Source organism: Pandoraea sp. PE-S2R-1 (assembly GCF_002179865.1).
Taxonomy (GTDB): domain Bacteria; phylum Pseudomonadota; class Gammaproteobacteria; order Burkholderiales; family Burkholderiaceae; genus Pandoraea.
Window position 1 is genome coordinate 607,619 of sequence record NZ_NGUR01000009.1, and the last position, 24,567, is coordinate 632,185.

At 64.0% G+C, this 24,567-nt stretch carries 25 protein-coding genes; 14 read left to right on the forward strand and 11 right to left on the reverse strand.

The window, feature by feature from the left end:
• Window positions 1–103: 103 nt before the first annotated feature.
• Window positions 104–1,933: a biosynthetic-type acetolactate synthase large subunit gene (gene ilvB, locus CDV44_RS09740; RefSeq protein WP_087687831.1), complete on the reverse strand. Its 1,830-nt coding sequence runs from the start codon at window positions 1,931–1,933 to the stop codon at window positions 104–106.
• A gap of 157 nt (window positions 1,934–2,090) precedes the next feature.
• Here ilvB and CDV44_RS09745 point away from each other — a divergent pair, with 157 nt between their 5' ends.
• The 3 genes from CDV44_RS09745 (at window position 2,091) to CDV44_RS09755 (ending at window position 3,982) form a co-directional block, all read left to right on the forward strand.
• Window positions 2,091–2,576 (forward strand): Lrp/AsnC family transcriptional regulator, encoded by a 486-nt coding sequence (locus tag CDV44_RS09745; protein WP_087687832.1) that lies wholly within the window; start codon window positions 2,091–2,093, stop codon window positions 2,574–2,576.
• 198 nt (window positions 2,577–2,774) lie between these two features.
• Window positions 2,775–3,332, forward strand: coding sequence for a peroxiredoxin (locus tag CDV44_RS09750; RefSeq protein ID WP_087687833.1), 558 nt, complete (start codon window positions 2,775–2,777; stop codon window positions 3,330–3,332).
• Window positions 3,329–3,982 carry a hemolysin III family protein gene (locus CDV44_RS09755; protein WP_087687834.1) on the forward strand — a complete coding sequence of 218 codons (654 nt, stop codon included), beginning with the start codon at window positions 3,329–3,331 and terminating at the stop codon, window positions 3,980–3,982. The genes CDV44_RS09750 and CDV44_RS09755 overlap by 4 nt, the downstream gene beginning before the upstream one ends.
• Window positions 3,983–4,005: 23 nt before the next feature.
• On the opposite strand, the gene CDV44_RS09760 is transcribed toward CDV44_RS09755, so the two are convergent.
• The 3 genes from CDV44_RS09760 to CDV44_RS09770 all read right to left on the reverse strand — a co-directional run bounded on the left by CDV44_RS09760 (window position 4,006) and on the right by CDV44_RS09770 (window position 6,421).
• Complete coding sequence (locus CDV44_RS09760) at window positions 4,006–4,356, reverse strand: HigA family addiction module antitoxin (RefSeq protein ID WP_058378379.1); 351 nt, start codon at window positions 4,354–4,356, stop codon at window positions 4,006–4,008.
• Between the two features lie 14 nt (window positions 4,357–4,370).
• Entirely contained in the window at window positions 4,371–4,652 is a 282-nt protein-coding gene (locus tag CDV44_RS09765) for a type II toxin-antitoxin system RelE/ParE family toxin (RefSeq protein ID WP_087687835.1), read from the reverse strand.
• Window positions 4,653–4,717: 65 nt separating this feature from the next.
• On the reverse strand, window positions 4,718–6,421 hold the full coding sequence (locus tag CDV44_RS09770) for a hybrid sensor histidine kinase/response regulator (protein ID WP_087687836.1): 1,704 nt from the start codon (window positions 6,419–6,421) through the stop codon (window positions 4,718–4,720).
• 271 nt (window positions 6,422–6,692) lie between these two features.
• On the opposite strand from CDV44_RS09770, the gene CDV44_RS09775 reads away from it, so the two are divergent.
• Window positions 6,693–8,336, forward strand: a complete 1,644-nt coding sequence (locus CDV44_RS09775; protein WP_087687837.1) for a methyl-accepting chemotaxis protein — start codon at window positions 6,693–6,695, stop codon at window positions 8,334–8,336.
• An 86-nt stretch (window positions 8,337–8,422) separates the two neighbouring features.
• On the opposite strand, the gene CDV44_RS09780 is transcribed toward CDV44_RS09775, so the two are convergent.
• Both CDV44_RS09780 and CDV44_RS09785 read right to left on the reverse strand, forming a co-directional pair.
• A complete protein-coding gene (locus CDV44_RS09780; protein WP_087687838.1) occupies window positions 8,423–8,707 on the reverse strand; it encodes an acylphosphatase in 285 nt (94 codons plus the stop codon).
• A 98-nt stretch (window positions 8,708–8,805) separates the two neighbouring features.
• The gene (locus CDV44_RS09785; RefSeq protein WP_212677095.1) at window positions 8,806–11,415 is read right to left on the reverse strand and encodes a PepSY domain-containing protein; all 2,610 of its coding nucleotides are present in this window, start codon (window positions 11,413–11,415) and stop codon (window positions 8,806–8,808) included.
• A 399-nt stretch (window positions 11,416–11,814) separates the two neighbouring features.
• Between CDV44_RS09785 and otsB the strand changes: the two genes are divergently transcribed.
• The 3 genes from otsB (at window position 11,815) to CDV44_RS09800 (ending at window position 15,004) form a co-directional block, all read left to right on the forward strand.
• Window positions 11,815–12,612, forward strand: a complete 798-nt coding sequence (otsB, locus tag CDV44_RS09790) for a trehalose-phosphatase (protein WP_087687839.1) — start codon at window positions 11,815–11,817, stop codon at window positions 12,610–12,612.
• Window positions 12,609–14,036, forward strand: coding sequence for an alpha,alpha-trehalose-phosphate synthase (UDP-forming) (gene otsA, locus CDV44_RS09795; RefSeq protein ID WP_087687840.1), 1,428 nt, complete (start codon window positions 12,609–12,611; stop codon window positions 14,034–14,036). Before otsB ends, otsA begins: the two co-directional genes overlap by 4 nt.
• Before the next feature lie 164 nt (window positions 14,037–14,200).
• Window positions 14,201–15,004: a crotonase/enoyl-CoA hydratase family protein gene (locus CDV44_RS09800; RefSeq protein ID WP_087687841.1), complete on the forward strand. Its 804-nt coding sequence runs from the start codon at window positions 14,201–14,203 to the stop codon at window positions 15,002–15,004.
• A gap of 92 nt (window positions 15,005–15,096) precedes the next feature.
• On the opposite strand, the gene CDV44_RS09805 is transcribed toward CDV44_RS09800, so the two are convergent.
• The 5 genes from CDV44_RS09805 to mltG form a co-directional block, all read right to left on the reverse strand.
• Window positions 15,097–15,771 (reverse strand): ankyrin repeat domain-containing protein, encoded by a 675-nt coding sequence (locus CDV44_RS09805; protein ID WP_087687842.1) that lies wholly within the window; start codon window positions 15,769–15,771, stop codon window positions 15,097–15,099.
• Window positions 15,772–15,874: 103 nt separating this feature from the next.
• A complete protein-coding gene (locus tag CDV44_RS09810) occupies window positions 15,875–16,657 on the reverse strand; it encodes a TatD family hydrolase (protein WP_087687843.1) in 783 nt (260 codons plus the stop codon).
• Window positions 16,658–16,685: 28 nt separating this feature from the next.
• Window positions 16,686–17,726, reverse strand: a complete 1,041-nt coding sequence (gene holB, locus CDV44_RS09815; RefSeq protein ID WP_087687844.1) for a DNA polymerase III subunit delta' — start codon at window positions 17,724–17,726, stop codon at window positions 16,686–16,688.
• Window positions 17,727–17,880: 154 nt separating this feature from the next.
• Window positions 17,881–18,543, reverse strand: a complete 663-nt coding sequence (gene tmk, locus CDV44_RS09820; protein ID WP_087687845.1) for a dTMP kinase — start codon at window positions 18,541–18,543, stop codon at window positions 17,881–17,883.
• Window positions 18,540–19,535, reverse strand: a complete 996-nt coding sequence (gene mltG, locus CDV44_RS09825; protein WP_087687846.1) for an endolytic transglycosylase MltG — start codon at window positions 19,533–19,535, stop codon at window positions 18,540–18,542. Before mltG ends, tmk begins: the two co-directional genes overlap by 4 nt.
• Before the next feature lie 188 nt (window positions 19,536–19,723).
• Here mltG and CDV44_RS09830 point away from each other — a divergent pair, with 188 nt between their 5' ends.
• From CDV44_RS09830 to CDV44_RS09860, 7 genes are all read left to right on the forward strand, one after another.
• Window positions 19,724–20,836, forward strand: coding sequence for a folate-binding protein YgfZ (locus CDV44_RS09830; protein WP_087687847.1), 1,113 nt, complete (start codon window positions 19,724–19,726; stop codon window positions 20,834–20,836).
• Window positions 20,837–21,142: a DUF4936 family protein gene (locus tag CDV44_RS09835; protein WP_087687848.1), complete on the forward strand. Its 306-nt coding sequence runs from the start codon at window positions 20,837–20,839 to the stop codon at window positions 21,140–21,142.
• Window positions 21,133–21,963, forward strand: coding sequence for an NRDE family protein (locus tag CDV44_RS09840; RefSeq protein WP_170935925.1), 831 nt, complete (start codon window positions 21,133–21,135; stop codon window positions 21,961–21,963). The genes CDV44_RS09835 and CDV44_RS09840 overlap by 10 nt, the downstream gene beginning before the upstream one ends.
• 404 nt (window positions 21,964–22,367) lie before the next feature.
• On the forward strand, window positions 22,368–23,180 hold the full coding sequence (locus CDV44_RS09845; RefSeq protein WP_254916239.1) for a beta-ketoacyl synthase chain length factor: 813 nt from the start codon (window positions 22,368–22,370) through the stop codon (window positions 23,178–23,180).
• Complete coding sequence (locus CDV44_RS09850) at window positions 23,167–24,036, forward strand: 1-acyl-sn-glycerol-3-phosphate acyltransferase (protein WP_087687851.1); 870 nt, start codon at window positions 23,167–23,169, stop codon at window positions 24,034–24,036. Before CDV44_RS09845 ends, CDV44_RS09850 begins: the two co-directional genes overlap by 14 nt.
• Entirely contained in the window at window positions 24,017–24,280 is a 264-nt protein-coding gene (locus CDV44_RS09855) for a phosphopantetheine-binding protein (protein WP_087687852.1), read from the forward strand. Before CDV44_RS09850 ends, CDV44_RS09855 begins: the two co-directional genes overlap by 20 nt.
• 33 nt (window positions 24,281–24,313) lie before the next feature.
• Window positions 24,314–24,559, forward strand: coding sequence for an acyl carrier protein (locus CDV44_RS09860; RefSeq protein WP_087688006.1), 246 nt, complete (start codon window positions 24,314–24,316; stop codon window positions 24,557–24,559).
• Window positions 24,560–24,567 lie beyond the last annotated feature (8 nt).

Here is a 24,567-nt window from a genome sequence, read left to right on the forward strand (position 1 = left end):
CGACCCCGAAACGAAAAAAACCCGCCGAAGCGGGTTCTCTCGTTGCGATCTCGCGACGTGGGACGCAATTCCCATGAAATGGGAACGCTGCAAGCGCCGCCGTTCAGAACGCGCCGGCCGCAATCGGACCGGCACTCTCGCCCGGCCCGAACACCACGTCCCGGTACGATTTACCCGCCGGGATCATCGGGTAGACGTCGTCTTCACGCGCCACCAGCACATCAAGCAGATACGGCTCGCTCGGGTCGGCCAGCATGCGGGCCAGCGCCGCCGGCAGTTCCTCGGCACGCGTGACGCGGGCACCGGCCACGCCGTAGCCGGCAGCGATGGTCACGAAGTCCGGGTACGGGCGGCCATCGTCGGCGCCTTCCGGCGCGTTCGGATCGGCAAGCGACGAGGCGACGCGGTTGCGGGCATAGATCATGTCCTGCCACTGACGCACCATGCCCAGCCACTGGTTATTGATCACGAGCACCTTCACACCCAGTCCGTAACGGCGGCAGGTCGACAGCTCGTTGACGGACATGTTCAGGCTGCCGTCGCCATCGATATCGATCACGGGCACGTCAGGCAGCGCGACCTTTGCGCCGATCGCCGCCGGCAAGCCGAAGCCCATGGTGCCGAAACCGGCGCTCGACAGGAACGTTCGCGGCTCGCGCAAGCGCAGGTGCTGCATCGCCCACATCTGATGCTGGCCAACGCCCGTCGTCACCACCGCCTCCGGCGGGAGCAGCGCAGCGAGTGCTGCAATCACGTCTACGCCGGTCAGCACGCTGGCGTCACCGTTCTCGCCTGACACCGGCGACACGGGTGCCCGCAGCGGGTGAGCGGCACGGCGCTCGCCCAGATAAGCGTGCCAGTCGGGCACGTCGCGGCGGGTCGCATGGGCGAGCAAGCCGCTGAAGGCGTCGCGCAAATCGGCGTGCACGCCCAGCGTCACTGGCTTGTTCTTGCCGATTTCGGCCGCGTCGACGTCGATATGGACGATCTTGGCGTGCCGGGCAAACAACGTCGGATCGCCGACCACCCGGTCGTCGAAGCGCACACCGAGCGCCAGCACCAGATCCGCTTCGTTGACGGCCACGTTGGCCGCATAAGCGCCGTGCATGCCAAGCGGCCCGAGCAGCAGCGGATGATCGTCGGGCATCGCACCGAGCCCCATCATCGTGAGCGCCACCGGGCAATTGAGCGCTTCGGCCAGTGCCTTGAGCCGGTCGCTGGTGCCCGAGGCGATCACCCCGCCCCCGGCGTAGATGACCGGCCGCTCGCTTTTCGCCAGCAAGGACGCGATGCGTTGGGCCGTCTCGTCGCTCATGCCGGCCGGCACCGGCGCGGTAAAGCGCTTGTCGGTCGGTTGGTCGGGGCGAGCCTGTTGAATGTCTTTCGGAAAATCCACCAGCACTGGGCCGGGGCGTCCTGCCAGCGCGCAAGTCGCGGCTTCGCGCAACGCCGCCGGGATGTCGCGCGCCTCACGCACTTGCCGGGCGAGCTTGGTCACCGGCTTGGTGATTGCGACGATGTCCACTTCCTGAAAGGCATTCTTGCCGAGCCAGTGCGTGGCGACATTGCCCGTGATGGCGAGAATCGGCACGGAATCGCTGGCGGCGTCGGCGATGCCGGTGACCAGATTGGTCGCCCCGGGGCCGGACGTCGCCAGACAAACACCGAGCTTGCCGGTAGCACGCGCATAGCCCTGCGCGCCAAATACCGAGCCTTGCTCGTGTTCGGTACGCACCAGCGTGATGGACACGCGTGAAAGCGCATCGAGCATTTCCAGGTTGGCGCCGCCCGGATAGCAGAACACGGTATCGACACCAATCTCTACCAGCGTGCGCGCAATGAGGTCCGCCCCCTTGGCGGACAACGGGGCAACGGGCTGGGCGACAGCGCCGGTGGCGGCTTCGGCGGCAGGCAGAGACAGGTCGAGTTTCATAGGTACGTGGTTTTCCGGCTGTTTCAGAAAAACTGTTGCGATAGCTGCAACAAACTAGGGTCAATCTTATGACGGGGCGCAGGTAATTGCTTCGCGTAACATTGACAGATTCGCGCCAATTTCACATGATTTATTCGAAATATAAAATTCCGAGGAATTGATTATGCAACTTGACGCTTTTGACGAGAAAATTCTCGCGATCCTACAAGTCGATGCTTCGCTATCGGCGGCCCAGATCGGCGAGCAGATCGGCCTTTCACAGTCGCAGTGCTGGCGACGCATCGACCGGCTGGACGCCGAGGGCATCATCGAGCGGCGCGTCGCACTGGTCGACCGCAAAAAAGTCGGCTTGAACGTGATGCTGTTCGCCCACGTAAAACTCGCCGGTCACAATCGCAACGCCCTGCCTGAGTTTTCGAAGGCAATTCAGGATTTTCCGGAAGTGCTCGAATGCCATGTGCTGATGGGCAACGTCGACTTCCTGCTGCGCATCGTCACGCGCGACGTCGACGCCTACGAACGCTTCTTCTTCGAACGGCTGTCGCAGTTACCCATGGTGCAGGAGGTCAACTCGATGATCGCCCTCTCGCAGATCAAATCGACCACCGTTTTGCCGATCGGATCGCAGGCCGCGGGCAGTTAGTTCTCATCGCTGCACCTCGCTACACCTCACTACCCTGTCGTTGCAACGTCGCAATGAATGACCCGCATGACAGCGCAATGCCCTGTTCGTGTCACGAACCCGACAGTAGACTGTCACCCGCGTCACAGACGTTGGACAGTGCCCTCGCAAGCCTCTATCCTTAAGCATTCACTTAGGCATCCACTTTGGGAGCTCTGCATGAAACGTTGGATCGGAGTGACAGCCGCAGCCGCTATTCTCGGCGTGACGGCCTGGTGTTTCATCCCCGCACATGCGGCCCTCAAGACTGGCGCCACGGCACCTGACTTCACGGCGCAGGCCTCGCTTGGCGGCAATGTCTTCTCGTTCTCGCTGGCCGATGCGCTCAAGAAGGGACCGGTCGTCCTCTACTTCTATCCTGCCGCCTTCACCACGGGCTGCACGATCGAAGCGCACGACTTCGCCGAAGCCACCGACACGTTCAAGTCGATGGGTGCCACGGTGATCGGCGTCTCGCACGACAACATCGACACACTCAACAAGTTCTCGGTGTCGGAATGCCGTAGCAAATTCGCCGTTGCCGCCGACACGGACCAGCACATCATGCGCGCCTACGACGCCGTGCTTGCGCTCAAACCCGATCTGGCCAATCGCATCTCGTACGTCATCGCCCCCGATGGGAAAGTTATCTATAGCTACGTGAGTCTCGATCCGGACAAACACGTCGCCAACACTCTTGAAGCCGTACGCAAATGGCGAGCAGCCCATCCCGCATGAAGTCGCAAGCACGCGCTCAGACGCGCAGCGAAGAAGTCGCCAATAGCATCAGCCACGGACTCGCGTGCCTCGCAGCGTTGGCCGCCATTCCCTTTCTCTTCAATGCGGTACGCCCGCCGTCGGCCGTAGGCCCGAGCGCGGCGCAGCAGATCGGTATCGGCGTGTTTGCCGCCACGATGGTGGTGGTCTACCTGTCTTCTGCGCTCTACCACGGCCTGCCCGACGGACGCGCCAAGCGCGTGTTCATGCGGGTCGACCACTGCGCCATCTTTCTTTTCATTGCCGGGACGTACACCCCTTTCACGGTCAAGATCCTGCATGACCCGTGGGGCTGGCCGCTGCTCACCGGTGTCTGGGCCATGGCGCTCGCTGGCCTGATCGCCAAAACCCTCGGCCTGCTCGACCGGCCGCTCGTCTCGACAACCCTGTACATCTGCCTCGGCTGGGTGGCAGTCCTCGTCGCTGGGCCCGTGCTCGCCGCCATTCCCGGGCCCGGTGCCGGCTGGCTGTATGCCGGTGGCGTTGCCTACACCGTCGGCGCGATCTTCTATTCGCTCGACGGACATATCAAATTCGGACACCTGGTCTGGCACCTGTTCGCCATTGGCGGCACGGCCTGCCACTACCTTGCGGTCTGCCGCTACCTCTGAGGCAGGGTCTGACACTGAACGTGTCAGGCCGCGCGTAGCGGGAGCACCTGCCGAATGATGTCCGCGCCGGCGGCCTGCAACGCAACACGCAGGTCGTACGACGCCTGGAGATTGGTCCAGAACTCCGCCGAGGTGCCGAAGTAGCGCGCAAGACGCAGGGCCGTGTCGGCCGAAATACCCCGCTTGCCGCGCACGACGTCGTTGATGCGCGGTGCCGGCACATGAAGCGCCAAGGCCAGCGCGTTCGCCGACATGCCGCCCGGCACCATGAATTCCTCCCGCAGAATTTCCCCCGGATGAATCGGCGCCAGCGACTGCCCGGTGACCAGCCCCGCAAAATCGGTCTGGTCAATCTGATCTCGTCTGATGCTCATCGCAAAACCCCATTTCAGTGATAGTCGACGATACCTACGTCGTAGGCATCGCCCTTGGCAAATCGGAAACACACGCGCCATTGCTGATTGACGCGAATGCTCCACAAATCCACTGGCTTTCCGTGCAAACCCTCCAATCGGTTGCCCGGCGGCACCAGCAAGTCCTCCACACAAGTCGCGGCGTCGATCATCAACAACTTGCGTAACGCAGCGCGCTGAATCGATTTCGGAAACCTGCGTACGTAGCAACCGGTGAAGAGTGCCGCGGTCACCTTGTCCGAGAAGGTTTGGATCATAGGTTTGAATTTATAACACATATCGTTAAACGAGCAACGTTATATGAGTGACATTAAGTGTCACGTCAGATCGAGGACACGGCCGCCAGCTTCGCGGCCAGCGACGCGCAGCGCGCCAGCAACTCGGGATCGCCGAACATACGGCACGCCCCCTGCATGCGATGCAACACCGCCTGCGCCGCAGCGAGATCACCGTTATGCCGACGCCTGAGCAAACGGCGGAACTGGGCAATGTCTTTCGCCATCTCTGCGCGCATCACGCCCCTCGCCACGGCATCCCTGTAAAGCGGCAATTTCGGATTGATCTGCGTGACCTGTATGGCATGCGGGACTTCCAGCATGGAGGCGCCAACCGGTGACAATCCAGCGTCGTGTCTGAGCGCCACCGGCCGTGGCCAGCGCGCCGCGAGCGCCTGTTGCAACCGCCGGCGAGAGACAGGTTTCGGCAGCACCGTGTCGATACCCGCGTCCCTCGCCATGCGCGCGTCGAGCACCGATCCGGTCACGGCAATCACGACCGGGGGCAGGCGATGCAGCGCCGTTGCCGTTCGCTGCAAATCCCCCGCCAACCTCAGCCCGCAGGCGTGCCCGAGTTGCACATCGGTCAGCACGACATCGACTTCGCACGCCGCCCATTGGGAGAGCGCCTCTGCCGCGTCGCCCACGCCCTGCACCACGCACCCCAGCGCCCCCAATTGCTCGCACAGCACGAGGCGGTTGATCGGGTGGTCCTCCACCACGAGTACGCGCAGGCCTTCCCGAACGGGCACGATGGCGACCGGCGACGCTTGCCCTGTGCTCTCGAAGTGGCCGGCGCCGCCGGACGCGCCACTGAGCGATATCAGGCCACGGTCCGCCGGTGGTGAAAGCGGTGAAAGCGATGGAAACGGTGCAAGCGGTGGAAACGGCAACGACAAGCGCAAGTGCGCACCTCGCGCCGGCGTCTCCGCGAGCAGCGCGCCGCTCATCCGATGCGCCCAACGGCGTGCGATCCATAAGCCCAGCCCCGTGCCCGGGATCGTCGGCTGCCCCCGAAAAAACGCATGGAAGACAGCTTCCCGGGCCCCTTCGGGAATGCCCGGCCCGGTGTCGGTCACGCACACCGTCAAATGTTCCGTCTGCGCCCGCCAGGAAGCCCGAACGCAAACTTCCCCCTCGGCGGTGTACTTCAGCGCGTTGGCAAGCAGCGTTCGCACGATCTGCCGCAGCCGCACGGCATCGCCTCGCAACATGACGGGTACCTCGTCGTCGATATCGCAGCGCAGCGCCAGGCCCTTCGCCCGTGCTTCAGCGGCAAAGAGCGCCACTTCACCGTCCAGTTGCGCCCGCACTTCAAAGGGTTCGTCGCGCAGCGGCATCTCCAGGGCATCGCCCTGCCCGAGCTGCAACACATCGTCCACGACACGCACGAGCACATCGAGCGCCGCTCGCATGGTGTCGAATCGCGCACTGCCTGCGCCTCCGCCGCGTTCGGAAGGGAATCCGGCAGCGGGCGCGGTACCGGTCAGGTCCGCCCCGCTGGCGTCGCCGTCCCCGTCGCCATCACCGGCCAACGCATCCAGTTGCCCTTGCAGCACCTGCAACGGCGCGCGCAGTTCGTGCACCAGTGCCATGCGGAATGTGCCGGCTAAATCGACGCCGCCTTCCTCCGTAAGGGAGGGCAACGCGGCCAGCGCGGCATCGATTTCGGTAGCGGCCGACTCCGTTCGCATCACCGCGTCATCGCGGCAACCGTCGAGGCCATCATTGGGGAGATCATTGAAAGTCATCGTGTGAAGACGCGTCACTGCGCTCGTGAGCGCTTCGGCGTACTGAGGAACTGGACAGCCTTGAGTCTGGCGTCTGGCGAGCGTTTTGCGGCTGCGCAAATTCCGAACTTCGACACGATCAGGCGGGCTTTCGGATTTCGCCGGACAAAACGGCTCAAGTTCCGTGTCTTATCTGCCGATAATCCCTATGACCCGCTTTGTTCGAAGCATCCGGCGGGGGAGGCCGCGTGTTTCTCTTTCCGCGACCCGGGCACACATTCCATCGATAAATATGTATAAGAACATGACGATTCGGACCAGCCTGACACTGGTCCTTGGTTTGCTTGGTGCAGTTCTCGTCCTCGTTAGCGTGCTGGGCTTGCAAGCGCTCAGCTCCAGCAACGAGTCCCTGAGCAAGATGGCCACGGACGACACCCCCGCGCTGGCCGAACTTAAGGGCACTGGCGAGCAGCTTCTACGGACACGCCTCTCGATGGCGACGTTCGCCTCCTATGTCAGCCTCGGCGCTGACCCGGACGAGTCGGAAAAGGTGCTCAAGCGCGGCAACCAATACATCGCCGCTTCCGACGCCCTCTGGAACGACTATCTGAAACGTCCCAAGGAAGACACGCACGAAGCGGAGTTGGCCAAGGCCGCCGACGCCAAGCGCCGGAATTTCTTCGAGAACGTGATTACCCCGGCGATGAACGCCCTCAAGCAGGGGGATGTGGCGGGCTTCCACCAGATTCAGGCACGCGTCGCGCCGTCGGCTTACAACGCCGTCGACAGCGCCATCCGCGAGTTGCAGGACATTCAGATTGCGCGCCAGAAAGACCGCTTCGAGGCCGCCCAACAGCGCTACAACATCATGCGCATTGCGCTTGGCGTCACGTTGGTGATCGCCTTGCTCGTCGCTCTGTGGGGCCGCGCCATGCTGGCCCGCGCCGTGCTGCGTCCGATTCGCGAAGCCATCGGGCACTTCGAGCGTATGGCAGCCGGTGATCTGAGCCACCGCGTGGAACAGCGCACCAACAACGAGATGGGCCAGTTGTTCGGCGCCCTCGGCCGCATGCGCGACGGCATTGCCGGCACCGTAGGCACCGTGCGCGAAAGCACGGAAGCCATTCACGGCAGCGCCCGCGAAATTGCCGACGGCAATGCCGACCTGTCGGCACGCACCGAATCGCAGGCGTCCTCGCTGGAGCAAACCGCTGCGAGCATGGAGGAACTCACCGCCGTCGTGAAGCAGAACGCCGAGAACGCACGCGCCGCAAGCCAATTGGCCGTGACGGCGTCGGAGACCGCCTCACGCGGCGGCGAAGTCGTGCAGGAGGTCGTCACGACCATGCGCGATATTTCCGAAGCCTCGCAAAAGGTCAACGACATCCTGACCGTTATCGACGGCATCGCCTTCCAGACCAACATTCTGGCGCTCAACGCCGCCGTCGAAGCCGCGCGGGCCGGCGAGCAGGGTCGCGGTTTTGCGGTGGTTGCAGGCGAAGTGCGCACGCTTGCCCAACGCAGCGCGGCAGCCGCCAAGGAAATCAAGGGATTGATCGACGCGTCGGGCAGCCGTGTCGAGACCGGCACCCGTCTGGTCGAACGGGCGGGCGCGACGATGATTGAAGTGGTGCAGTCGGTCAAGCGCGTCACCGACATCATGGGTGAGATTTCGGCCGCCAGCGTCGAGCAGTCGAGCGGCATCGAGCAAGTCAACGGTGCCGTGACGCAGATGGACGAGATGACACAACAGAATGCGGCGCTCGTGGAAGAAGCTTCCGCAGCCGCTGCCGCCTTGGAATCGCAAGCCGCACGCTTGCGCGAGTCGGTCGCGTTGTTCCGGCTGTCGGCGCACGATTCGACGCACGCCTCGATCGGTATGCAGGGGGTTGCGGCCGTTGCCCCGTCGCACGGGACGCTGGCGCTCGCCGCCTGATCCTGCCGCACGCCCTTTCACAACACGCAACATTCACCGGCGTCGGTTCTCGACGCCGGTTCGCCGATCCCCTACTCCACGGAAAATCAGACGCTCGCGCGCTGCTCGAAACCCTTGAGCGGCGTCTCGGCAATCCATGCCTTGTCGACTTCGCACGACGTGACCTGCGCCCCGGGTGGCCCCTGCCGCATCCATTCGCAGAACGCGAGCAACTGATCGGCGCTGCCTTGCGCAATCGCCTCGACCGTCCCGTCGCGCCGATTACGGACCCAGCCATTCACGCCGAGCCTGTGGGCAGCCACGACACACGAGGCCCGGTAGCCGACGCCTTGCACCACCCCATGCACGATGATTTGCCACGTTGTCGTCATTGCCCCCTCCTGCAAGACCGGTTGTCATGAAGCTCATGGAAAAAGGGCCTGATGATCATCAGGCCCTCGCAACAAGTTAGCACACCGCGCGTGAACGCTTAATAGATGTCGCGACGATACCGTCCTTGTGCCGACAGATCGAGCAATGCCTGCGGGCCGATGGCCTCGGCCAGTGCCGCATCGACCGCGGGAGCCATGCCGGACAAACTGCCGCAAACATAGATCGACGCGCCCTGCTGTACCCATTCGGCGATGTCAGAAGCGACTTCCCGCACGCGATCCTGCACGTAGATACGTGCGGCCTGATCGCGCGAATACACACGGTCGATGCGGGCAATGCCACCCTGCGCCTGCCAGTCACGCAACGTCGCATCGTGGAAGCTGTCATGCGCCGCCTGACGCTCGCCGAAGATCAGCCAGTTGCGACGGCGTCCCTGAGCGATGCGCTCGGACAAGTGCGCGCGTAAGCCGGCAAGTCCGGTACCGTTGCCGATAAGGATCACGCCGCGATCGTCTTGCGGACCATGGAAGCCCGGGTTCGGACGCACGCGCATCATGACGTCGCCGCCCAGCGCCACGCCGTCTGTCAGCCAGCCCGAACCCAAGCCGAGCGAGCCGTCGGGATTACGTGCCTGACGCACCAGCAGCGCCAACTGGCCTTCCGCCGGCGTCGAGGCAATCGAATACTCGCGCTCGGGCAGCGTCGCCAACGGTGCGAGCCACGCCTGCAAGTCGATGCCGGCAGGGGGTGCCGCATCGGGCAGAACGCGCTCGCGCAGCGCTTCGCCCAGCGTCACTTCACGCCCGGCGACCGTCACCCGGACGTCCGACGCCCAGACACTGCCCGCCAGCCACGCGTCGATGCGTGCTTGAGGATGACGCGGCAACACTTCCACCAGATCGCCCGCCACCCACTTGACGCCCGGCGGCGGCGTAAAGGCCACGTGATAGGCCGGCAAGCCAGTGCTGCCGGGGTTTAGCCACGTGCGTTCGGCAAGTTGCCACGATTGGAAGACAGGCGAGTCATCGGACTTCGCTGCTGAGAGCGGGCGGCCGAGCCACTCACCCAGTCGCTCCTGCCACCGCGCCCATGCGCCCGGATCTCCCCGGTCGACTTCAATGGGCTCGAACGCCGCTACGCCGCCTTGCGCGCGCAGCCAGCCGTCGAGGGTGCGCCCGAAACCGCAGAACCGGTCGTACTGACTGTCGCCCAACGAGAGCACGGCAAAGCGCAGCGTCGGCAACGCCATCGCCTGATTCATCAGTTGCTGTGCGAAGCGGCGAGCGCTGTCGGGCGGCTCACCGTCGCCGAACGTGCTGACGATGAAAAGTGCGCGCTTGGCGGTGCCAAGTTGCGCTTCGCCGATGCGTGCGAGCGGTTGAATCTGCGCCGGCACACCGGCGCCTTGCAACATGCCAGCCGTCTGCCACGCGAGACCTTCCGCCACGCCGCTCTGGCTGGCAAAGCCGATCAGGACGCCCTCTTCGGCTATCGCCCCGCCCGCGGACGGCTTGTCATTGCCGGCAACCACCGGCCGCGACGCCGCCAGCGCCCGTTTCTTCTTGCGACGATCAAGATAGAGCATCCAGCCGGTGACGAAGAACACCGGCATCATCAGGCTCGACAGCATCATGACGACGATGCCCACCGGCCCGAAGAAGCTGCCGCGATGCAGTGCGTAAATGCTCGTCATCAACTGGCCGCCGACGGTCTTCTGGCCGTAACGCTCCACGTTGCTGACCTTGCCCGTCACCGCATCCACGTCCAGACGGCTGAAGGCGCGCTCGTGCGGCACCGAATCGTCGAGCCACGTCATCTGGAGCGGGCCACCCGTTTTTTGTGCCGGGCGCAGATAGACCTTGGTGTAGTTCGGGACTTCGGCCTTGAACGCTTCCCACGCGACGTTCACGTCGGTGTCGGCCAGATTCGGCAGCGCGGGCTTCTTGCGCTCACCGCCCTCGGCACCGGCGCCCTTTGCGTCCTTCCCGCCCTTCGCCATCTTCGGTTGTGCCGCCGGCTTGTTGCGCACCGGCTGCTGAACCCCAGCGATGGAAAACAGCATGCCGCGCCACCAGTCGTACGACCAATAGAGCCCGGTCGTGGCCGACAACAGATACGGCACCAGCACCACCGTGCCGATCACCGCGTGCAGATTCCAGAGGAACGGCCGGCCCTTCTTCTTGAAATCGATGTGAAACCACGCGCGCCAGTTGCCCAGACGGCGCGGCCAACGCAGATAGAGGCCGCTCAGCGCGAGCAGGAACAGCAGCAACGTGGCCGCGCCGGTGATCTGCTTGCCGATGCCTTCCACCGTTAGAAAGCGGTGGATGTCCATGATGAAACGGAATACGACGTCGGCCTTCGAGCGGCCGAGCATTTCACCCGTGTACGGATCGACAAAATAGGTCTCGCCGCGCGGGCCGTCACCGGTCGACAGACGCACGCCTACCGCGTCTTCCGGGGTACGCACCACCGTCATCAGCAGAATGCGGCGATCAGGGACGGCGTCATGCACGCGTGCGACCAGTTCGGGCACGGGCAGCCGGCCGCCGTCGCGCACAGGCACGGTCATCACGCCCGAGCTGAAGGCTCGCGTGAGTTCGTCATCGTAAGAGAGGAGCGCGCCGGTCAGGCCGACCACTGCCAGCACCAGCCCGGCAGTGATACCGAAAAACCAGTGCAGTTGAAACCACAGTCTTTTCATCATTGTGTTATCCGGCGCAACTCTGGGCGCCTTTGGGCGGCACAACCGATGTGCGCCGCAACCCCGTTTCCGGAGGTGTGCCATACCGCAAATGCCCTCCGGGCGCTTTGCGGCAATATCGAATGTTATTGCAAACGATTCTCAGTTTCAATCTTTACCCGATCGCCGACTTCTGGCCCCGAATTTCACTGTCTGTCAGGCGCCTGTCAGTTATATCCCACAAGAATTTCATAGAACGGACGACGCCCTGTCGGTTTTTGAGCGGTTAGGATGGATTTATCCCGCGCGGAAGTTCGCGCTCCCGCCCCACCGAACCGCCGTCATCGTCGCACTTTCCCCTTCCCCTGCGCCCACCCGCTCGGCCCCGGATTCGACCTTACGGCACGACAGCGACGGAGTGCCATGGAACAACCTACGTTAACCACGTCCGCCACCACGCCGGCCGACACCTGTGTCGTCGACGTGCACAACACGGCGTTCTTCTTCGATCTGGATGGCACGCTGGCGCCACTGGCCGCGAGGCCTGACGCCGTGAAGCTGCCTCGCGACACGGCCAGCGTGCTCGCCCGGCTGACGGAGCGTGCGAACGGCGCGCTGGCGGTGGTCTCGGGCCGTCGCATCGACGACATTGACGGTCTGCTCGCCCCGCTGCACGTGCCCGCCGCAGGACTTCACGGGGCGGAGATCCGCTATGCCAATGGCGATTTCCAGCGTGCGGAGGGTCTCGTCCGCGACACGGAACGTATCGCTGCCATCGTTGCGCCGTTGCGTGCCCTCGTCGAACAACATCCGGGGCTGCTGCTGGAAAACAAGGGCAGCGCACTCGCCCTGCACTATCGTGGTGCACCGGAACTGGCGGGAGTGGCACGCGACACCATGCGTGCCCTCGCCGAACTGCACGCGGACACCTTTGCCTTGCAGCCCGGCAAGATGGTGTTCGAACTGCGGCCGCGCAATGTCAGCAAGGGCCGCGCCATCTCCCTCCTCATGCAAACCCCGCCTTTTGCCGGGCGCACGCCCCTGTTTGCGGGCGACGACCTGACCGACGAGGCCGGGTTTGCCGATGTCAATGCGCACGGCGGTATCACGATCAAGATCGGCGAAGGCGAGACCTGCGCCCGTCACCGCCTGCCGTCCCCCGAGGCGCTCACAGCCTGGCTGTTGACCCTGCGCCCGCCTACACAGGAGAAAGACGTATGAGTCGCTTAGTCATCGTGTCGAACCGGGTCGCCCCGATCACCGAGGGCAAGCCCACCGCCGGCGGGCTCGCCATCGGCGTGTTCGATGCGCTCAAAAACACCGGCGGCATGTGGTTCGGATGGAATGGCGAGATCGATGCGGTGCCGGCGACGGCCCCGGACATCGCGCATCGCAACAACGTCACGTTCGCCACGGTGCCGCTCACGCGCCGCGATTACAACACCTACTACCGCGGTTTCTCCAACGCCACCCTCTGGCCGACGTTTCACTATCGCGACGACCTTACGCGCTTTCAGCGCGACGACTACAACGGTTATCGCCACGTCAATGCCCGCTTTGCGTCGCTGCTCGCGCCGCTGTTGCAGCCGGACGACCTGATCTGGGTGCATGACTATCATTTGCTGCCATTTGCGCAGGCCTGCCGGCATATCGGCATCAAGCAGCGCCTCGGCTTTTTTCTGCACATCCCGTTTCCGTCGCCGCAGGTGCTGATGACCGTGCCGCCGCACGAAGCGCTCGTGCGCGCGATGTGCGAATACGATCTCGTCGGCTTTCAGACCGAGCCCGACCGCACGGCTTTCACCGACTATCTGGTGCGATACGCGGGCGGCACGCTCCATGACGACGGCACGGTCACCGCGTATGGCCGCACGTTCCGCACGGGCGTTTATCCGATCGGCGTGTATCCGGACGAAATTCAGCAACAGGCGACCGCGCGTGCCACGGTCAAACACATCCTCGATCTGAAACAGGGGTTGCAGCAACGCAAGCTGATCATGAGTGTTGACCGGCTCGACTACTCGAAGGGGATGCTGGAGCGCTTTCGCGCGTTCGAGCGCCTGCTGGAGCTTTGGCCGAACCAGCAAGGGACCGTGAGCTTCGTGCAAGTTGCACCGCCCAGCCGGTCGGACGTGGCCGGGTATGGCGAGATCCGGCGTCAGTTGGAAACCGAGGCGGGGCATATCAATGGCCGCTTCTCCGATCTCGCGTGGACGCCGCTGCGCTATATCAACAAACGCTACGATCACGAGGTGTTGATGTCGTTCTTCCGCGCGTCGCAAGTGGGCTACGTCACGCCATTGCGCGACGGTATGAATCTCGTCGCCAAGGAATATGTGGCGTCGCAGGACCCCGCCGATCCGGGGGTGCTCGTGCTCTCATGCTTTGCGGGCGCGGCACAGGAGCTTGACGGTGCGTTGATCGTCAATCCGTATGACATCGACGAAATGGCCGAAGCGCTGCGCTCGGCGCTGAACATGTCGCTATCCGAGCGACAGTCGCGCTACGAGAGCATGATGGCGACGTTGCGCGAACACAATTTGTCCACGTGGCGCGACCGGTTCATGACCGATCTTCGTACGCCAAGCGCGACAACACCCGCCACCCCGGTGCTGTTGCGCTGCGCACAACCTGCGGCGGCCTGACGGACGCTTCGAGGCGCCGAGGCGTTCAGGCTCAATGCTTTGACGCCTCGACACCTCAACACGTCGACGCTTCGGCACACATCGACGCGACTCGGGAGTGCGATGCAAAAGCGCGCCCCGCCTGACGTTCCCGGAACGCGCGCATCGAGACAAGGAGACACGCCATGAGCCAAAGTCAGAACGACAGCTCGGCGCCCAGCGTGAGCGTCGAAAACGATGGACCGGTGACGATCATCACGCTGGCCCGCGCCGCGCGCCGCAATGCCGTCGACCGCGAGATGGCCAACGCCCTGCGTGATGCCCTGCTTGCTTTCGAGCGCGACAGCAACGCGAGTGTGGCCGTGCTGTGCGGCAAAGGCTCGACGTTCTGTGCCGGCGCCGACCTCTCGGCGTTCGACGATCCCCAGCGACGCAATGTGGTCACGCCTGATGGCACCGGCGACGGCCCGATGGGCCTGACGCGCCGACATCTCGACAAACCCGTGGTTGCCGCCGTCACCGGCCACGCGGTGGCGGGCGGGTTGGAACTGGCGTTGTGGTGCGACTTGCGGGTGGCGGACGTGTCAGCGACGTTCGGCGTGTTTTGCCGGCGCTTCGGCGTGCCGCTCATTGATGGCGGCACCGTGCGTTTGCCGCGTTTGATCGGCATGAGCCGTGCGCTCGACATGATTCTGACCGGGCGCGCGGTCGGTGCACAGGAAGGTTTCGAGATTGGGTTGGTGAACCGGCTCGTGCCGGAGGGCATGGCGCTCCAAGGTGCCATTGCCTTGGCGCAGCAGCTCGCCGCGTTGCCGCAGGGGGCGTTGCGCGCCGACCGACGGGCCGCTTATGCGCAGTGGGATTTGCCGCTGGAAGATGCGCTGCGCCAGGAAGGCGCAGCGGGACACGATGTGGTGTTCTCGGAAGGTCTCGAAGGGGCCCGCGCCTTCCTCTCCGGTGCAGGCCGTCACGGGGCGCCGCGAAACTAGGTGCAATAACGCACTGCCCTTCGCGGCACCTCGCGGCACTTCGCGGCCCTTCACGGCGTTTCGCGGCATCTCGCCGCGCCGCCGGTTCCGCCTTACTTCCCTGCCGGACGCGACTGCTGCACTTGTTCCAGACGCTTGCGCAAACCGTCCGCGATTTCCTTCTGATTCGACTGATTGGCAAAGTCGATGGCGGTGAACCCCAGTTGGTTCTTCAACCGCACATCCGCACCGCCGTCGAGCAGCACCTTGCAGGTCGTGATGTGACCACCGCGGGCGGCCATCATGAGCGGCGTGGTGCCGTTGGGCGATTCGGCATCGACATACGCCGAGGCATCGAGCAGCAACTGCACAATCTCGTCGTTGCCGCTGGTCGCCGCGTAATGCAGCGGTGCCCAGCCCTTCTTGTTCACTTCGGCTTCCTTGTCGATCATCAGCTTGACCATCGGCGTGAGGCCTTGCAGCGAGGCGAGCATCAGCGCGTTTTCGCCGGCGGCATTGGTCGCATCGAGATCCGTCTTGTCGTTGTTGATGAGCAGTCGCGCGACATCGACCGACTTCTCGCGCATCGCGATCACCAGCAACGGGTTGCCCTTCTCGTCACGCGTGTTCGGATCGACGCCGGCCTTGAGGGCTTCGGCCACAGCCTTCGTATCGTTGAACGTGACGGCCTTGAACAGCGCCACATTCGACGTCGCCGCCGTGGCACACGCCGTCAGCCAAAGCACGCTGAGCAACATCAAGGCTCGGATCATCGGGAATTTGCGCATCGGTGGACTCCTGTCGGTAGACCGTTGAAATTGAGTAACGCTGGGGGCAAGGCGACGAAACCGCGCAAGTCGTACGGGTCTTGGCGCGGTGAGGCAACTCGCTTCACTGTTTTGCGGTGGCAAACAGGCGGAAGAAATTCTCCGTTGTCACCTCGGCAATCTTCTGTACAGGCTCACCGCGCAAGTCGGCAATGAATTCGGCCACATGGCGCACGTAGCCGGGCTGGTTCAGCTTGCCGCGATACGGCACCGGCGCGAGGTACGGCGAATCGGTTTCGATCAACATGCGCTCAAGCGGCACGCGGCGTGCGACGTCTTGCAAATCGCGGGCACTCTTGAAAGTGACGATACCCGAGAACGAGATATAGAAGTTCTGATCGAGCGCGCCTTGTGCCACATCCCAGCTTTCGGTGAAGCAGTGCATCACACCGGCCGGCTCGCCCGCATTTTCTTCACGCATCAGGCGCAGCGTGTCGTCGGCGGCCGAGCGCGTGTGAATGATGAGCGGCTTGCCCGTCACGCGCGCCGCCCGAATGTGGGTGCGAAAGCGCTCGCGCTGCCATTCCATGTCTTCGATGGAGCGCCCTTCCAGCCGGTAGTAGTCGAGACCGGTCTCCCCGATGGCCACCACCTTGGGCGTGGCCGCGAGGCGCACGAGGTCGTCGACGCTAGGCTCGGGGGTGTCCTCGTAGTCGGGATGCACCCCCACCGAGGCGTAGACATTCTCGTGTTGCGCCGCAATCTCCAGCACTTGCGGGAGCGTGGGCAGATCGACCGACACACACAAGGCGTGACTCACCTTGTTCTCGCGCATGCGGGCCAGCAGGTCGGGCATCTGCTCGGCCAGTTCGGGGAAATTGATGTGACAGTGCGAATCGATAAACATGATGGACGATCGGGTTCCGGTGTCGGAGTCAGAGCGACGCCGGTGCGCCGAACAACTGTTTGTATTGCAGAAAAAGGGCTTCGAGCAGCACGCGGGTGTTAAGCGGGTGGTTCTGCACCTGACGCTGTTGCGCAAGCTCGCGCAGGAAGCCGAGCAGGCGCACGTCGTCGGTCGCATCGCCGCACTGGCGCAGTGCCTTGGCGTGGGCCGGGTAGAACCGCGAGTTGCCCGTCATGCGTTCGGCGAGCACGTCGAAGCACCAGCGTTGCAGTGTTTCGAGAATACCCGGCAGGTTGCCCTTGTGCAGTTGCTCGGCACAGGCGAACGCGTCGACCGCCCCGCCCTGCGCCAGTTGCCCCAGCAGCCAATCACGCCAGCTCCGCTCCTCGGGCTCGGCCAGCGTGCGGGCCGACAGGGGTGCGCCACCGGCTTCCGCCAGCACCGCCGCCGCCGTCGCCGCGTCGAGGCCCGCTTCGCCCATGAGCCACTGCGTCGACTGCTTGTCGTCGGGGCGCGTCAGCACCACACGGCGGCAGCGCGACAGAATCGTCGGCAGCAAGCGATCGGGTTGCGTCGTCACCAGCAGGAACACGACACCTTCGGGCGGTTCTTCGAGCGTTTTGAGCAGCGCGTTGGCGGCGTGCACGTTCAGCGCTTCCGCCGGGTACAGCAGCACGACACGGCGCCCCTGACGATGCGAGCCCAGGCTGGCAAAGTCGATGACCTCGCGCACCTGCTCGATCTTGATTTCCTTGCTCGGCGTCTTGGTCTTCTTGTCGGCGTCGGCCTCGGCGCGGTTCTCGGCGCCGGGTAGCGTATCGGCCATGATTTCCGGGCAGATGGCACGAAAATCGGGGTGATTGCCGCTGGCAAACCACTGACAGGCGCTGCACGTGCCGCACGGCGACAGGTCGTCGCGCGGGGCTTCGCAGAGCAAACCCTGCGCGAATGTGCGCGCAAGCGCGAGCTCGCCGATGCCGGGTACGGCCTGCAACAACAGGGCGTGCGGCATCTGGCTGCGCAGATCGTTAAGGCGCGTCCAGTCCTGCGACTGCCACGGATACAGCATGGGGGCTCCTTGGCCTGAATTTTCGCCAGCATGGGCGCTGGCATGACACATCAGCGCGGGGGACGTCGTCGGCTCGCGCCTGATTTCGGGCGGGAGACCGAACGAATACCCGGATTATGGCCCCATTCGCGGGGCGCTTCAGCAAGTGCCGCCGTCAGTGCCCGGGCACGCCCAACCGCGCAAAGACGCCGGCGAGTTCTGCGGCAATCGCATCGATGCTCTGGGCGGCGTCGATCACGACGAAACGGCCCGCCGACGCCTGCGCACGACGCAGGTACTCTTCGCGCACTCGCGTGAAGAAGGCGGCCGACTCGCGCTCGAACTTGTCCGGCGCGCGGGCACCGGCCAATCGGGCCGCCGCAATCGACGGATCGAGATCGAACAGAATCGTGAGGTCGGGCTGGCGGGTGCCCTGCACCCACTGTTCGAGCACCGACAGCTTGTCCAGCGAGAGGCCGCGACCGCCGCCCTGATAGGCGAACGTCGCATCGGTGAAACGGTCGGAGACCACCCAGTCGCCACGGGTCAGCGCGGGTTCGATCACTTTGACCAGATGCTCGCGGCGGCCGGCAAACATCAGCAGCGCTTCGGTTTCGATATCCATCGGCTCATCGAGCACGAGCTTGCGCAACGATTCGCCAAGCGGCGTGCCGCCCGGCTCACGCGTGGCCACGACGTTGCGGCCATCGCGGGCGAGCCCCTGACGCAGCGTATCCACGAAGGCATTCACGTGCGTGCTTTTGCCAGCGCCGTCGATGCCCTCGAAAGTCACGAACTTGCCCGGCACGGCGGCCGGTGCGGCGTTAGGTTGGGTCATTGATCACCTCGCTGGTATTTGTCCACGGCGCGATTGTGCTCCTGGAGATTGGTCGAGAAATGGCTCGTGCCATCGCCCCGCGCCACGAAATAGAGCGCATCGCTCGGGGCGGGATTGAGCGCCGCCGCCAGCGATGCCACGCCGGGCAGCGCAATCGGCGTCGGGGGCAGCCCGGCACGCGTGTACGTGTTGTATGGCGTATCGGTCTGCAAGTCACGCTTGCGAATGCGTCCCGTGTAGAGGTCGCCCATGCCGTAGATCACCGTCGGATCGGTCTGGAGCAGCATGCGCTTCTTCAGGCGATTGACGAACACGGCGGCGACTTGCCCCCGCTCCACGGCCTGCCCCGTCTCTTTTTCCACAAGCGATGCCATGATCAGTGCTTCGTACGGCGTGTTGTACGGCAAGCCCGGCGCACGCGCGGCCCAGGCTTCGTCCAGCCGCTTCTGCATCAGGCGATAGGCGCGCTTGTAGATGTCGACGTCGCTGGAGCCCTTCGGAAAGAGATAGGTGTCCGGGAAGAACATGCCCTCGGCTTCCGCACGGTCGGCGCCCACGAGTTGCATGATGTCGGCGTCGGGCAGCCCGGCCGTATCGTGGCGCAGCGCCGGGTTGAGATCGATCTCGGCGCGCATTTTCTTGAAGGTCCAGCCCTCGATGATCGTCACCACGTACTGGTTGACGTCGCCGCGCGCGAGTTTCTCCATCACGTCGATGGGCGTCACGCCCGTGGCGAACTCGTAGTTGCCGGACTTGAGCTTGGTGCCCACGTCCATGATGCGGGCGAGCAGATTGAACAGCAGCGGATGCACCGGCACGCCGCCCGTGCGAAGCTGGGTCGCGACGCTGCGCACCGAGCTGTAGGGTTTGATCGTCACGTCGAGCGTCGGCTTGACGAGCTGCATCGGGGCTTGCGCCCAGTAATAGAAAGCACCGCCTGCCGCCAACGCGACGACAATCAACAGCACGAACAAGCGTTTGATGAAGGACATGTATTGCAGAATAAGTCGCGCTCGGACGGCAGCGGGTTCGGGGGACTCGGTCAACCCGGGCATACATGGATAACGGCGGTTCGTGCTGCGCGTTTTGCGCGTCGAACCGGGCTCGCACGCCCAAGCGGAAGACCCAATATAATACTTTGACTTGCCGAACCCTCAAAGATAGACAGGCACTCCTGTATATGAATTCCCATTGGCGTGAACTTCTGCCGCAAGCGGCAGCCGCATCTTCTTCCGATCCCGATGCGCGTGCGGCGCAGTTTGCAGCACTCCAATCGGGCAGTTTCGCCGCGCTGGCACACGACACGGGCCTCATCGCCGTGACCGGGGCTGACGCCGCGAGCTTCCTGCACGGGCAACTGACCAACGATGTCGAACACCTCAAGCCCGCCCAGGCGCGGCTCACAGGCTATTGTTCGGCCAAGGGGCGGCTGCTCGCCACGTTCCTGATGTGGCGCGACGCCACCGCCGACGCCACGATCTATCTGGCCGGCGCCGCCGATGTTCAGGCAGCCGTGCAGAAACGCTTGTCGATGTTCGTGCTGCGGGCAAAAGCCAAGCTGACCGATGCCACAGCGACGCATGTGCTGCTTCAGGTTGGCGGCCCGGCAGCCGAAGGTGTCCTCTCGCAAACGTTCGCCACGCTGCCCGCCGCGCCGCTCGCGGCGGTGCAAGGCACGCTTGGTGACGCGCCGACGAGCCTGATTCGCCTGCCGGATGCCGGTTCTGCCCGATCGCTGCCCCGCTATCTGTGGAGCGTGCCGGTCACGCAAGCCGCGCAGGTTTGGGCGGCGTTGCAAGCCGCACCGGGACTTGTCGTTGTCGACCCGGCCCTGACGGCGTGGCTCGATGTCCATAGCGGCGTGGCCAATGTGGTCACCGCAACCCAAGAACAATTCGTGCCGCAAATGGTGAATTGGGAAGTCGTGGGCGGCGTGAGCTTCCGCAAGGGTTGCTATCCCGGTCAGGAAGTGGTCGCGCGCAGCCAGTATCGCGGCGTCATCAAGCGCCGCTTGCACCTCGCCCATGTGGCCGACGACAGCGCCGTGCCGGTACCGGCACAGGCGTTGGTCGAAGTCAGCGACCCGGATCAACCGTGCGGCATGGTGGTGCAAGCTGCCGCGGCACCGAGCGGTGGCTATGACGTTCTCGTTGAACTGAAACTTGCCGCTCGCGAAGCCGATGACGTTCGGCTTGGCACGGCCGAGGGCCCTGCGCTGCAATTCCTGACGATGCCGTACGGGATCTTCGATCCGACCGAAACGCCTGCCGCGTCGGCTTCGGCAGCGTCCTGAATGGACTGTTACGTCTATTACCGCGTCACACCCGCCAACGCAGAGGCCGCCGCGCAAGCCGTCGTGCGGCTCTTCGCGTTGGTCACGACACGCTTCGGCGTGTCTGCGCGCTTGCAACGGCGGGCAGAAGCGTCCGCCAGCGACGCGCTCACCGGGGCGATGACGTGGATGGAACGGTATGACGACGTTCCGCCAGCGTTTATGGACGCCCTGCCCGCGATGGCGACGCACTGCGGTCTGGCCACGCTCGTCGAGGGTGAGCGCCACGTGGAATGCTTCGAGGACATGCCAGCCCCATGTGCCTGATCGTTTTCTCGTGGCAGCCTGACGCCGACACGCCGCTCGTGCTGCTCGCCAATCGCGACGAGTTTTTCGAGCGCCCCACCGAGCCCATGCATTGGTGGCAGGACCACCCCGATGTGCTGGCTGGGCGCGATCTGCGCGGCGGCGGCACATGGATGGGTATCAACCGTGCGGGACGTTTCGCCGCACTCACGAACTTCCGCGATGGCCGCGCCCCGATGGCGCCGAAAAGCGCGCCGTCGCGTGGCCTGCTGGTCTCGGCCATGCTCGACGCCACATCACTCAACGACGATCTTTCGCGCGTCGAGCGGCATGCACATGAGTACGCGGGCTTCAACCTGCTCGCGGGTGACTTGCCAGCGGGCAAGCTGTTCTGGCTGGGAAATCGGTCCGATCATGTCGGTGGCAAAGACTCGGCGCCACCGGCAATCCCCGTGGCTGACGCCATTGCGCCCGGCCTCCACGGCCTTTCGAACGCCGTCATCGATACTCCGTGGCCGAAACTGCTCAGTCGTCGCGACGCGCTTGCGAGTGCGCTGTTGCACAACGCCGACGACGATGCGCTATTGCAGATCATGCGCGACCCGGCCGAAGCGCCTGATGACGCCTTACCTGACACCGGCGTCGCGCGGACATGGGAGCGCTCGCTCTCAGCAGCATTCATTGCATCGCCCGCCTACGGAACCCGCTGCACGACGCTACTGCGCTACCACCGTGACGGCCGCGTCGACATAATCGAAGCGACAGTAACCCCCGGGCAGCCGCCCAACGTGCTAACCGGTCGCCGAAATTTCACGTTCAGCGTCGATATCTCGCGCACTTAACGCCCCTCCTCCGTCGTCCGCCCCAACCCGATTTACACGTTTCTCAAATTCGGCATTTAAATTGGGAAACTCGCCGATGCGTGTTGTGGCACTCTGCTTCACTTGGCGACAAGCAATGTTCAGCCGATCTGTCCAGTAGGCATTTTCTGCTTTCCTGCAAAAACGCCACATTCTTCGCCATACGAACATTTCACCGCCTTACATTTGGCTATAATTGCACGCCAAACTTTTTGGGATGCTATGGAAAGCACGACGCGAGACAGCGTCGGCCTTCTCGCCATATCTGGTCATATAGGACTTTGGCCGGGAAAACGCATAAGACGTCACTGGCGCGTGGCATAGCAAAGCGGCAATCGCTTCATTTCCACTTATTAGTCATGCCAGATAACATCGACGCGCAAAAGATGCGTCGCGCGCCGCAATGGACTTCGGGGGAAGTTTGCATTGTGGGATCCTCGCCGGAACAGCCGATCTCCGCATCCGTGGAGGCCGCCGCATTGGCGAGCGCCGTTGCGCGCTGGGACCTACCGGTCCGCCGATGGGCGTACCGCCAAATGGGTGCGGCTTCGGCGGGCAAACCGGACGTCGACGTCATCGATCCAATGCTACGGCGCCGGCTGAGCCCGCTTGCCCGGCTTGCGCTATCGGCCGCCGTGGCATGCGGCCCGTTGCCGCCCGCCTGCCGTGTGGTGTATGCCTCCCAACACGGTGAAATTCAACGAACGACGCAAATGCTAGAGGCGCTCGTGCGCCGCGAGCCGCCATCGCCTACCGCGTTCAGCCTGTCGGTTCTCAATGCCACGCCGGGCGTTCTCAGTATCGCGCGCAACGACCGCTCCGCCATCAATGCTGTCGCGGCGTCCGACGACACGCTCGGCTATGCATTGCTCGACGCATGGACTCAGCACCGCGAAACCCCTGACACGCCGCTGCTCGTGATTTTCGCGTTCGACGCACCACCCGCCTGCTATGGCCCCACCGCAGGCCAACCCGACGACAGTGCGAACGCTCTTGCATTTCTGATCGCATCCGACGCGACGGCCCACCTGACTTGCACGATGCATTTGCCCGTCGGACGCGATACGTGCGCGGAGCCCCGCTCGCAAAGCAGCAGTCTGCTCACGTCGCTGATGGGGGGTGGCAGCGACATCTGGCGCGGCGAGCGTCACGACTGGCAGTGGGAATGGCGGGAGGAGCCTCAGCATGCGTCTGTCTAGCATTTCTCCCCGATGGGAGCCGTTGCGCCGCCAGGCGGCATCGCTGCTGCTATGGTCCTGCTTTGCCGTCGGCGGTCTCGTGTTCTCGCTGATCGTCTTTCCGTCGCTGCTCTTGCTGCCGGTGCCCGTGCGCCGTCGCCGCCGCTACGCGATGGCCATGGTGCATCGTTGTTTTGCATCACTGGTCGCGGCATGCCGTGCTTTGGGCGTTATGCGGTTCGAGATCGAGAATGCCGAGAGACTGCGTCATTTGGGACGCGTCGTCGTGATCGCCAATCACCCGTCGTATCTGGACGTTGCCGTGTTGCTCGCGCTCATGCCGCGTGCGTGCTGCATTGTCACGAGCCGTCACTGGCGCAACCCATTTTTCGCGGGCATCGTGCGCTCGGCCGGCTATCTGCGCAATGACGGCGGCCCTTCTCTGGTCAGCGCCAGCGAGGCCGCGCTGGCCGACAACGTCCCGCTCATCGTCTTTCCCGAAGGCACACGCAGCCCGTCCCGGGGACGGCTCGGGAAGTTCTCGCGCGGCTTCGCGCACATCTCGCTGGCCCATGGCTGCCCGATTCTGCCCGTCCTGATCGACTGCGACCCGCCCGCCTATACGAAACAACACCGCTGGTACTCCGTACCGACCGCACAGCCGACCTTGCGCGTTCGCGTCCTGGATGCAGACCTGAGCCCCGACGTTGCGCTACCGCCCGGCAGCCACGTGAACACCCCGGTCATCCCCGCGCAACGCGACGCCTGCGGCGAAACGAATGGCACACAGATGCCTTTGGCAGCGAGACGTCTGACCACGCTCGCCGAACATTTCTTCATCGATCAGATTTCTCAACATGGCCTCTCTAGAACTTGAGATCAAGCAATTGATCGTCCAGGCGCTTGAACTGGAAGACATCGGCGTGGACGACATCGTCGACGACGTCCCCCTTTTTGGCGACGGCCTCGGCTTGGACTCCATCGACGCACTTGAACTGGGCATTGCCCTGCGCAAGCGCTTTGGTCTGCAAATCGAAGCGAACGATGAGGCAGCGCGCGCGCAGTTCCGCAGCGTTGCCACCCTGGCGCAGTTGTTGCGCGAACGCGGTTGCGCCCAGTAAGGAAACCTTGCGATGAGCACCTTGACATTACCCCTGTCCGACGACGAAATCCTGACGCGTCTGCGTAGCATCCTGCATGACACGTTCGAGATTGCGCCCGAACGCATCACGTTGCAGGCCCATCTGTTCGAGGAGCTGGATCTCGACAGCATCGATGCCGTGGATCTCGCCATCCAGCTCCAACGCATGACCGGCAAACGTATCAAGCCCGAAGAATTCAAGAGCGTGCGCACCGTCGAGGACGTGGTGTCCGCCGTACGTACCTTGCTCAACGACTGACCCGCACG

Excerpts from the sequence above, each read along its gene's own strand:
- CDV44_RS09770 (WP_087687836.1), bottom strand. The coding sequence starts at position 6,421 with ATGACTTTCAATGATCTCCCCAATGATGGCCTCGACGGTTGCCGCGAT.
- CDV44_RS09830 (WP_087687847.1), top strand. The coding sequence starts at position 19,724 with ATGAATTCCCATTGGCGTGAACTTCTGCCGCAAGCGGCAGCCGCATCT.
- CDV44_RS09760 (WP_058378379.1), bottom strand. The coding sequence starts at position 4,356 with ATGAGCATCAGACGAGATCAGATTGACCAGACCGATTTTGCGGGGCTG.
- CDV44_RS09800 (WP_087687841.1), top strand. The coding sequence starts at position 14,201 with ATGAGCCAAAGTCAGAACGACAGCTCGGCGCCCAGCGTGAGCGTCGAA.
- CDV44_RS09855 (WP_087687852.1), top strand. The coding sequence starts at position 24,017 with ATGGCCTCTCTAGAACTTGAGATCAAGCAATTGATCGTCCAGGCGCTT.
- CDV44_RS09810 (WP_087687843.1), bottom strand. The coding sequence starts at position 16,657 with ATGTTTATCGATTCGCACTGTCACATCAATTTCCCCGAACTGGCCGAG.
- CDV44_RS09750 (WP_087687833.1), top strand. The coding sequence starts at position 2,775 with ATGAAACGTTGGATCGGAGTGACAGCCGCAGCCGCTATTCTCGGCGTG.
- CDV44_RS09840 (WP_170935925.1), top strand. The coding sequence starts at position 21,133 with ATGTGCCTGATCGTTTTCTCGTGGCAGCCTGACGCCGACACGCCGCTC.
- CDV44_RS09845 (WP_254916239.1), top strand. The coding sequence starts at position 22,368 with ATGCGTCGCGCGCCGCAATGGACTTCGGGGGAAGTTTGCATTGTGGGA.
- CDV44_RS09835 (WP_087687848.1), top strand. The coding sequence starts at position 20,837 with ATGGACTGTTACGTCTATTACCGCGTCACACCCGCCAACGCAGAGGCC.
- mltG (WP_087687846.1), bottom strand. The coding sequence starts at position 19,535 with ATGTCCTTCATCAAACGCTTGTTCGTGCTGTTGATTGTCGTCGCGTTG.
- otsB (WP_087687839.1), top strand. The coding sequence starts at position 11,815 with ATGGAACAACCTACGTTAACCACGTCCGCCACCACGCCGGCCGACACC.
- CDV44_RS09775 (WP_087687837.1), top strand. The coding sequence starts at position 6,693 with ATGTATAAGAACATGACGATTCGGACCAGCCTGACACTGGTCCTTGGT.
- CDV44_RS09755 (WP_087687834.1), top strand. The coding sequence starts at position 3,329 with ATGAAGTCGCAAGCACGCGCTCAGACGCGCAGCGAAGAAGTCGCCAAT.
- CDV44_RS09805 (WP_087687842.1), bottom strand. The coding sequence starts at position 15,771 with ATGCGCAAATTCCCGATGATCCGAGCCTTGATGTTGCTCAGCGTGCTT.
- CDV44_RS09780 (WP_087687838.1), bottom strand. The coding sequence starts at position 8,707 with ATGACGACAACGTGGCAAATCATCGTGCATGGGGTGGTGCAAGGCGTC.
- CDV44_RS09850 (WP_087687851.1), top strand. The coding sequence starts at position 23,167 with ATGCGTCTGTCTAGCATTTCTCCCCGATGGGAGCCGTTGCGCCGCCAG.
- tmk (WP_087687845.1), bottom strand. The coding sequence starts at position 18,543 with ATGACCCAACCTAACGCCGCACCGGCCGCCGTGCCGGGCAAGTTCGTG.
- otsA (WP_087687840.1), top strand. The coding sequence starts at position 12,609 with ATGAGTCGCTTAGTCATCGTGTCGAACCGGGTCGCCCCGATCACCGAG.
- CDV44_RS09765 (WP_087687835.1), bottom strand. The coding sequence starts at position 4,652 with ATGATCCAAACCTTCTCGGACAAGGTGACCGCGGCACTCTTCACCGGT.
- holB (WP_087687844.1), bottom strand. The coding sequence starts at position 17,726 with ATGCTGTATCCGTGGCAGTCGCAGGACTGGACGCGCCTTAACGATCTG.
- CDV44_RS09785 (WP_212677095.1), bottom strand. The coding sequence starts at position 11,415 with ATGATGAAAAGACTGTGGTTTCAACTGCACTGGTTTTTCGGTATCACT.
- ilvB (WP_087687831.1), bottom strand. The coding sequence starts at position 1,933 with ATGAAACTCGACCTGTCTCTGCCTGCCGCCGAAGCCGCCACCGGCGCT.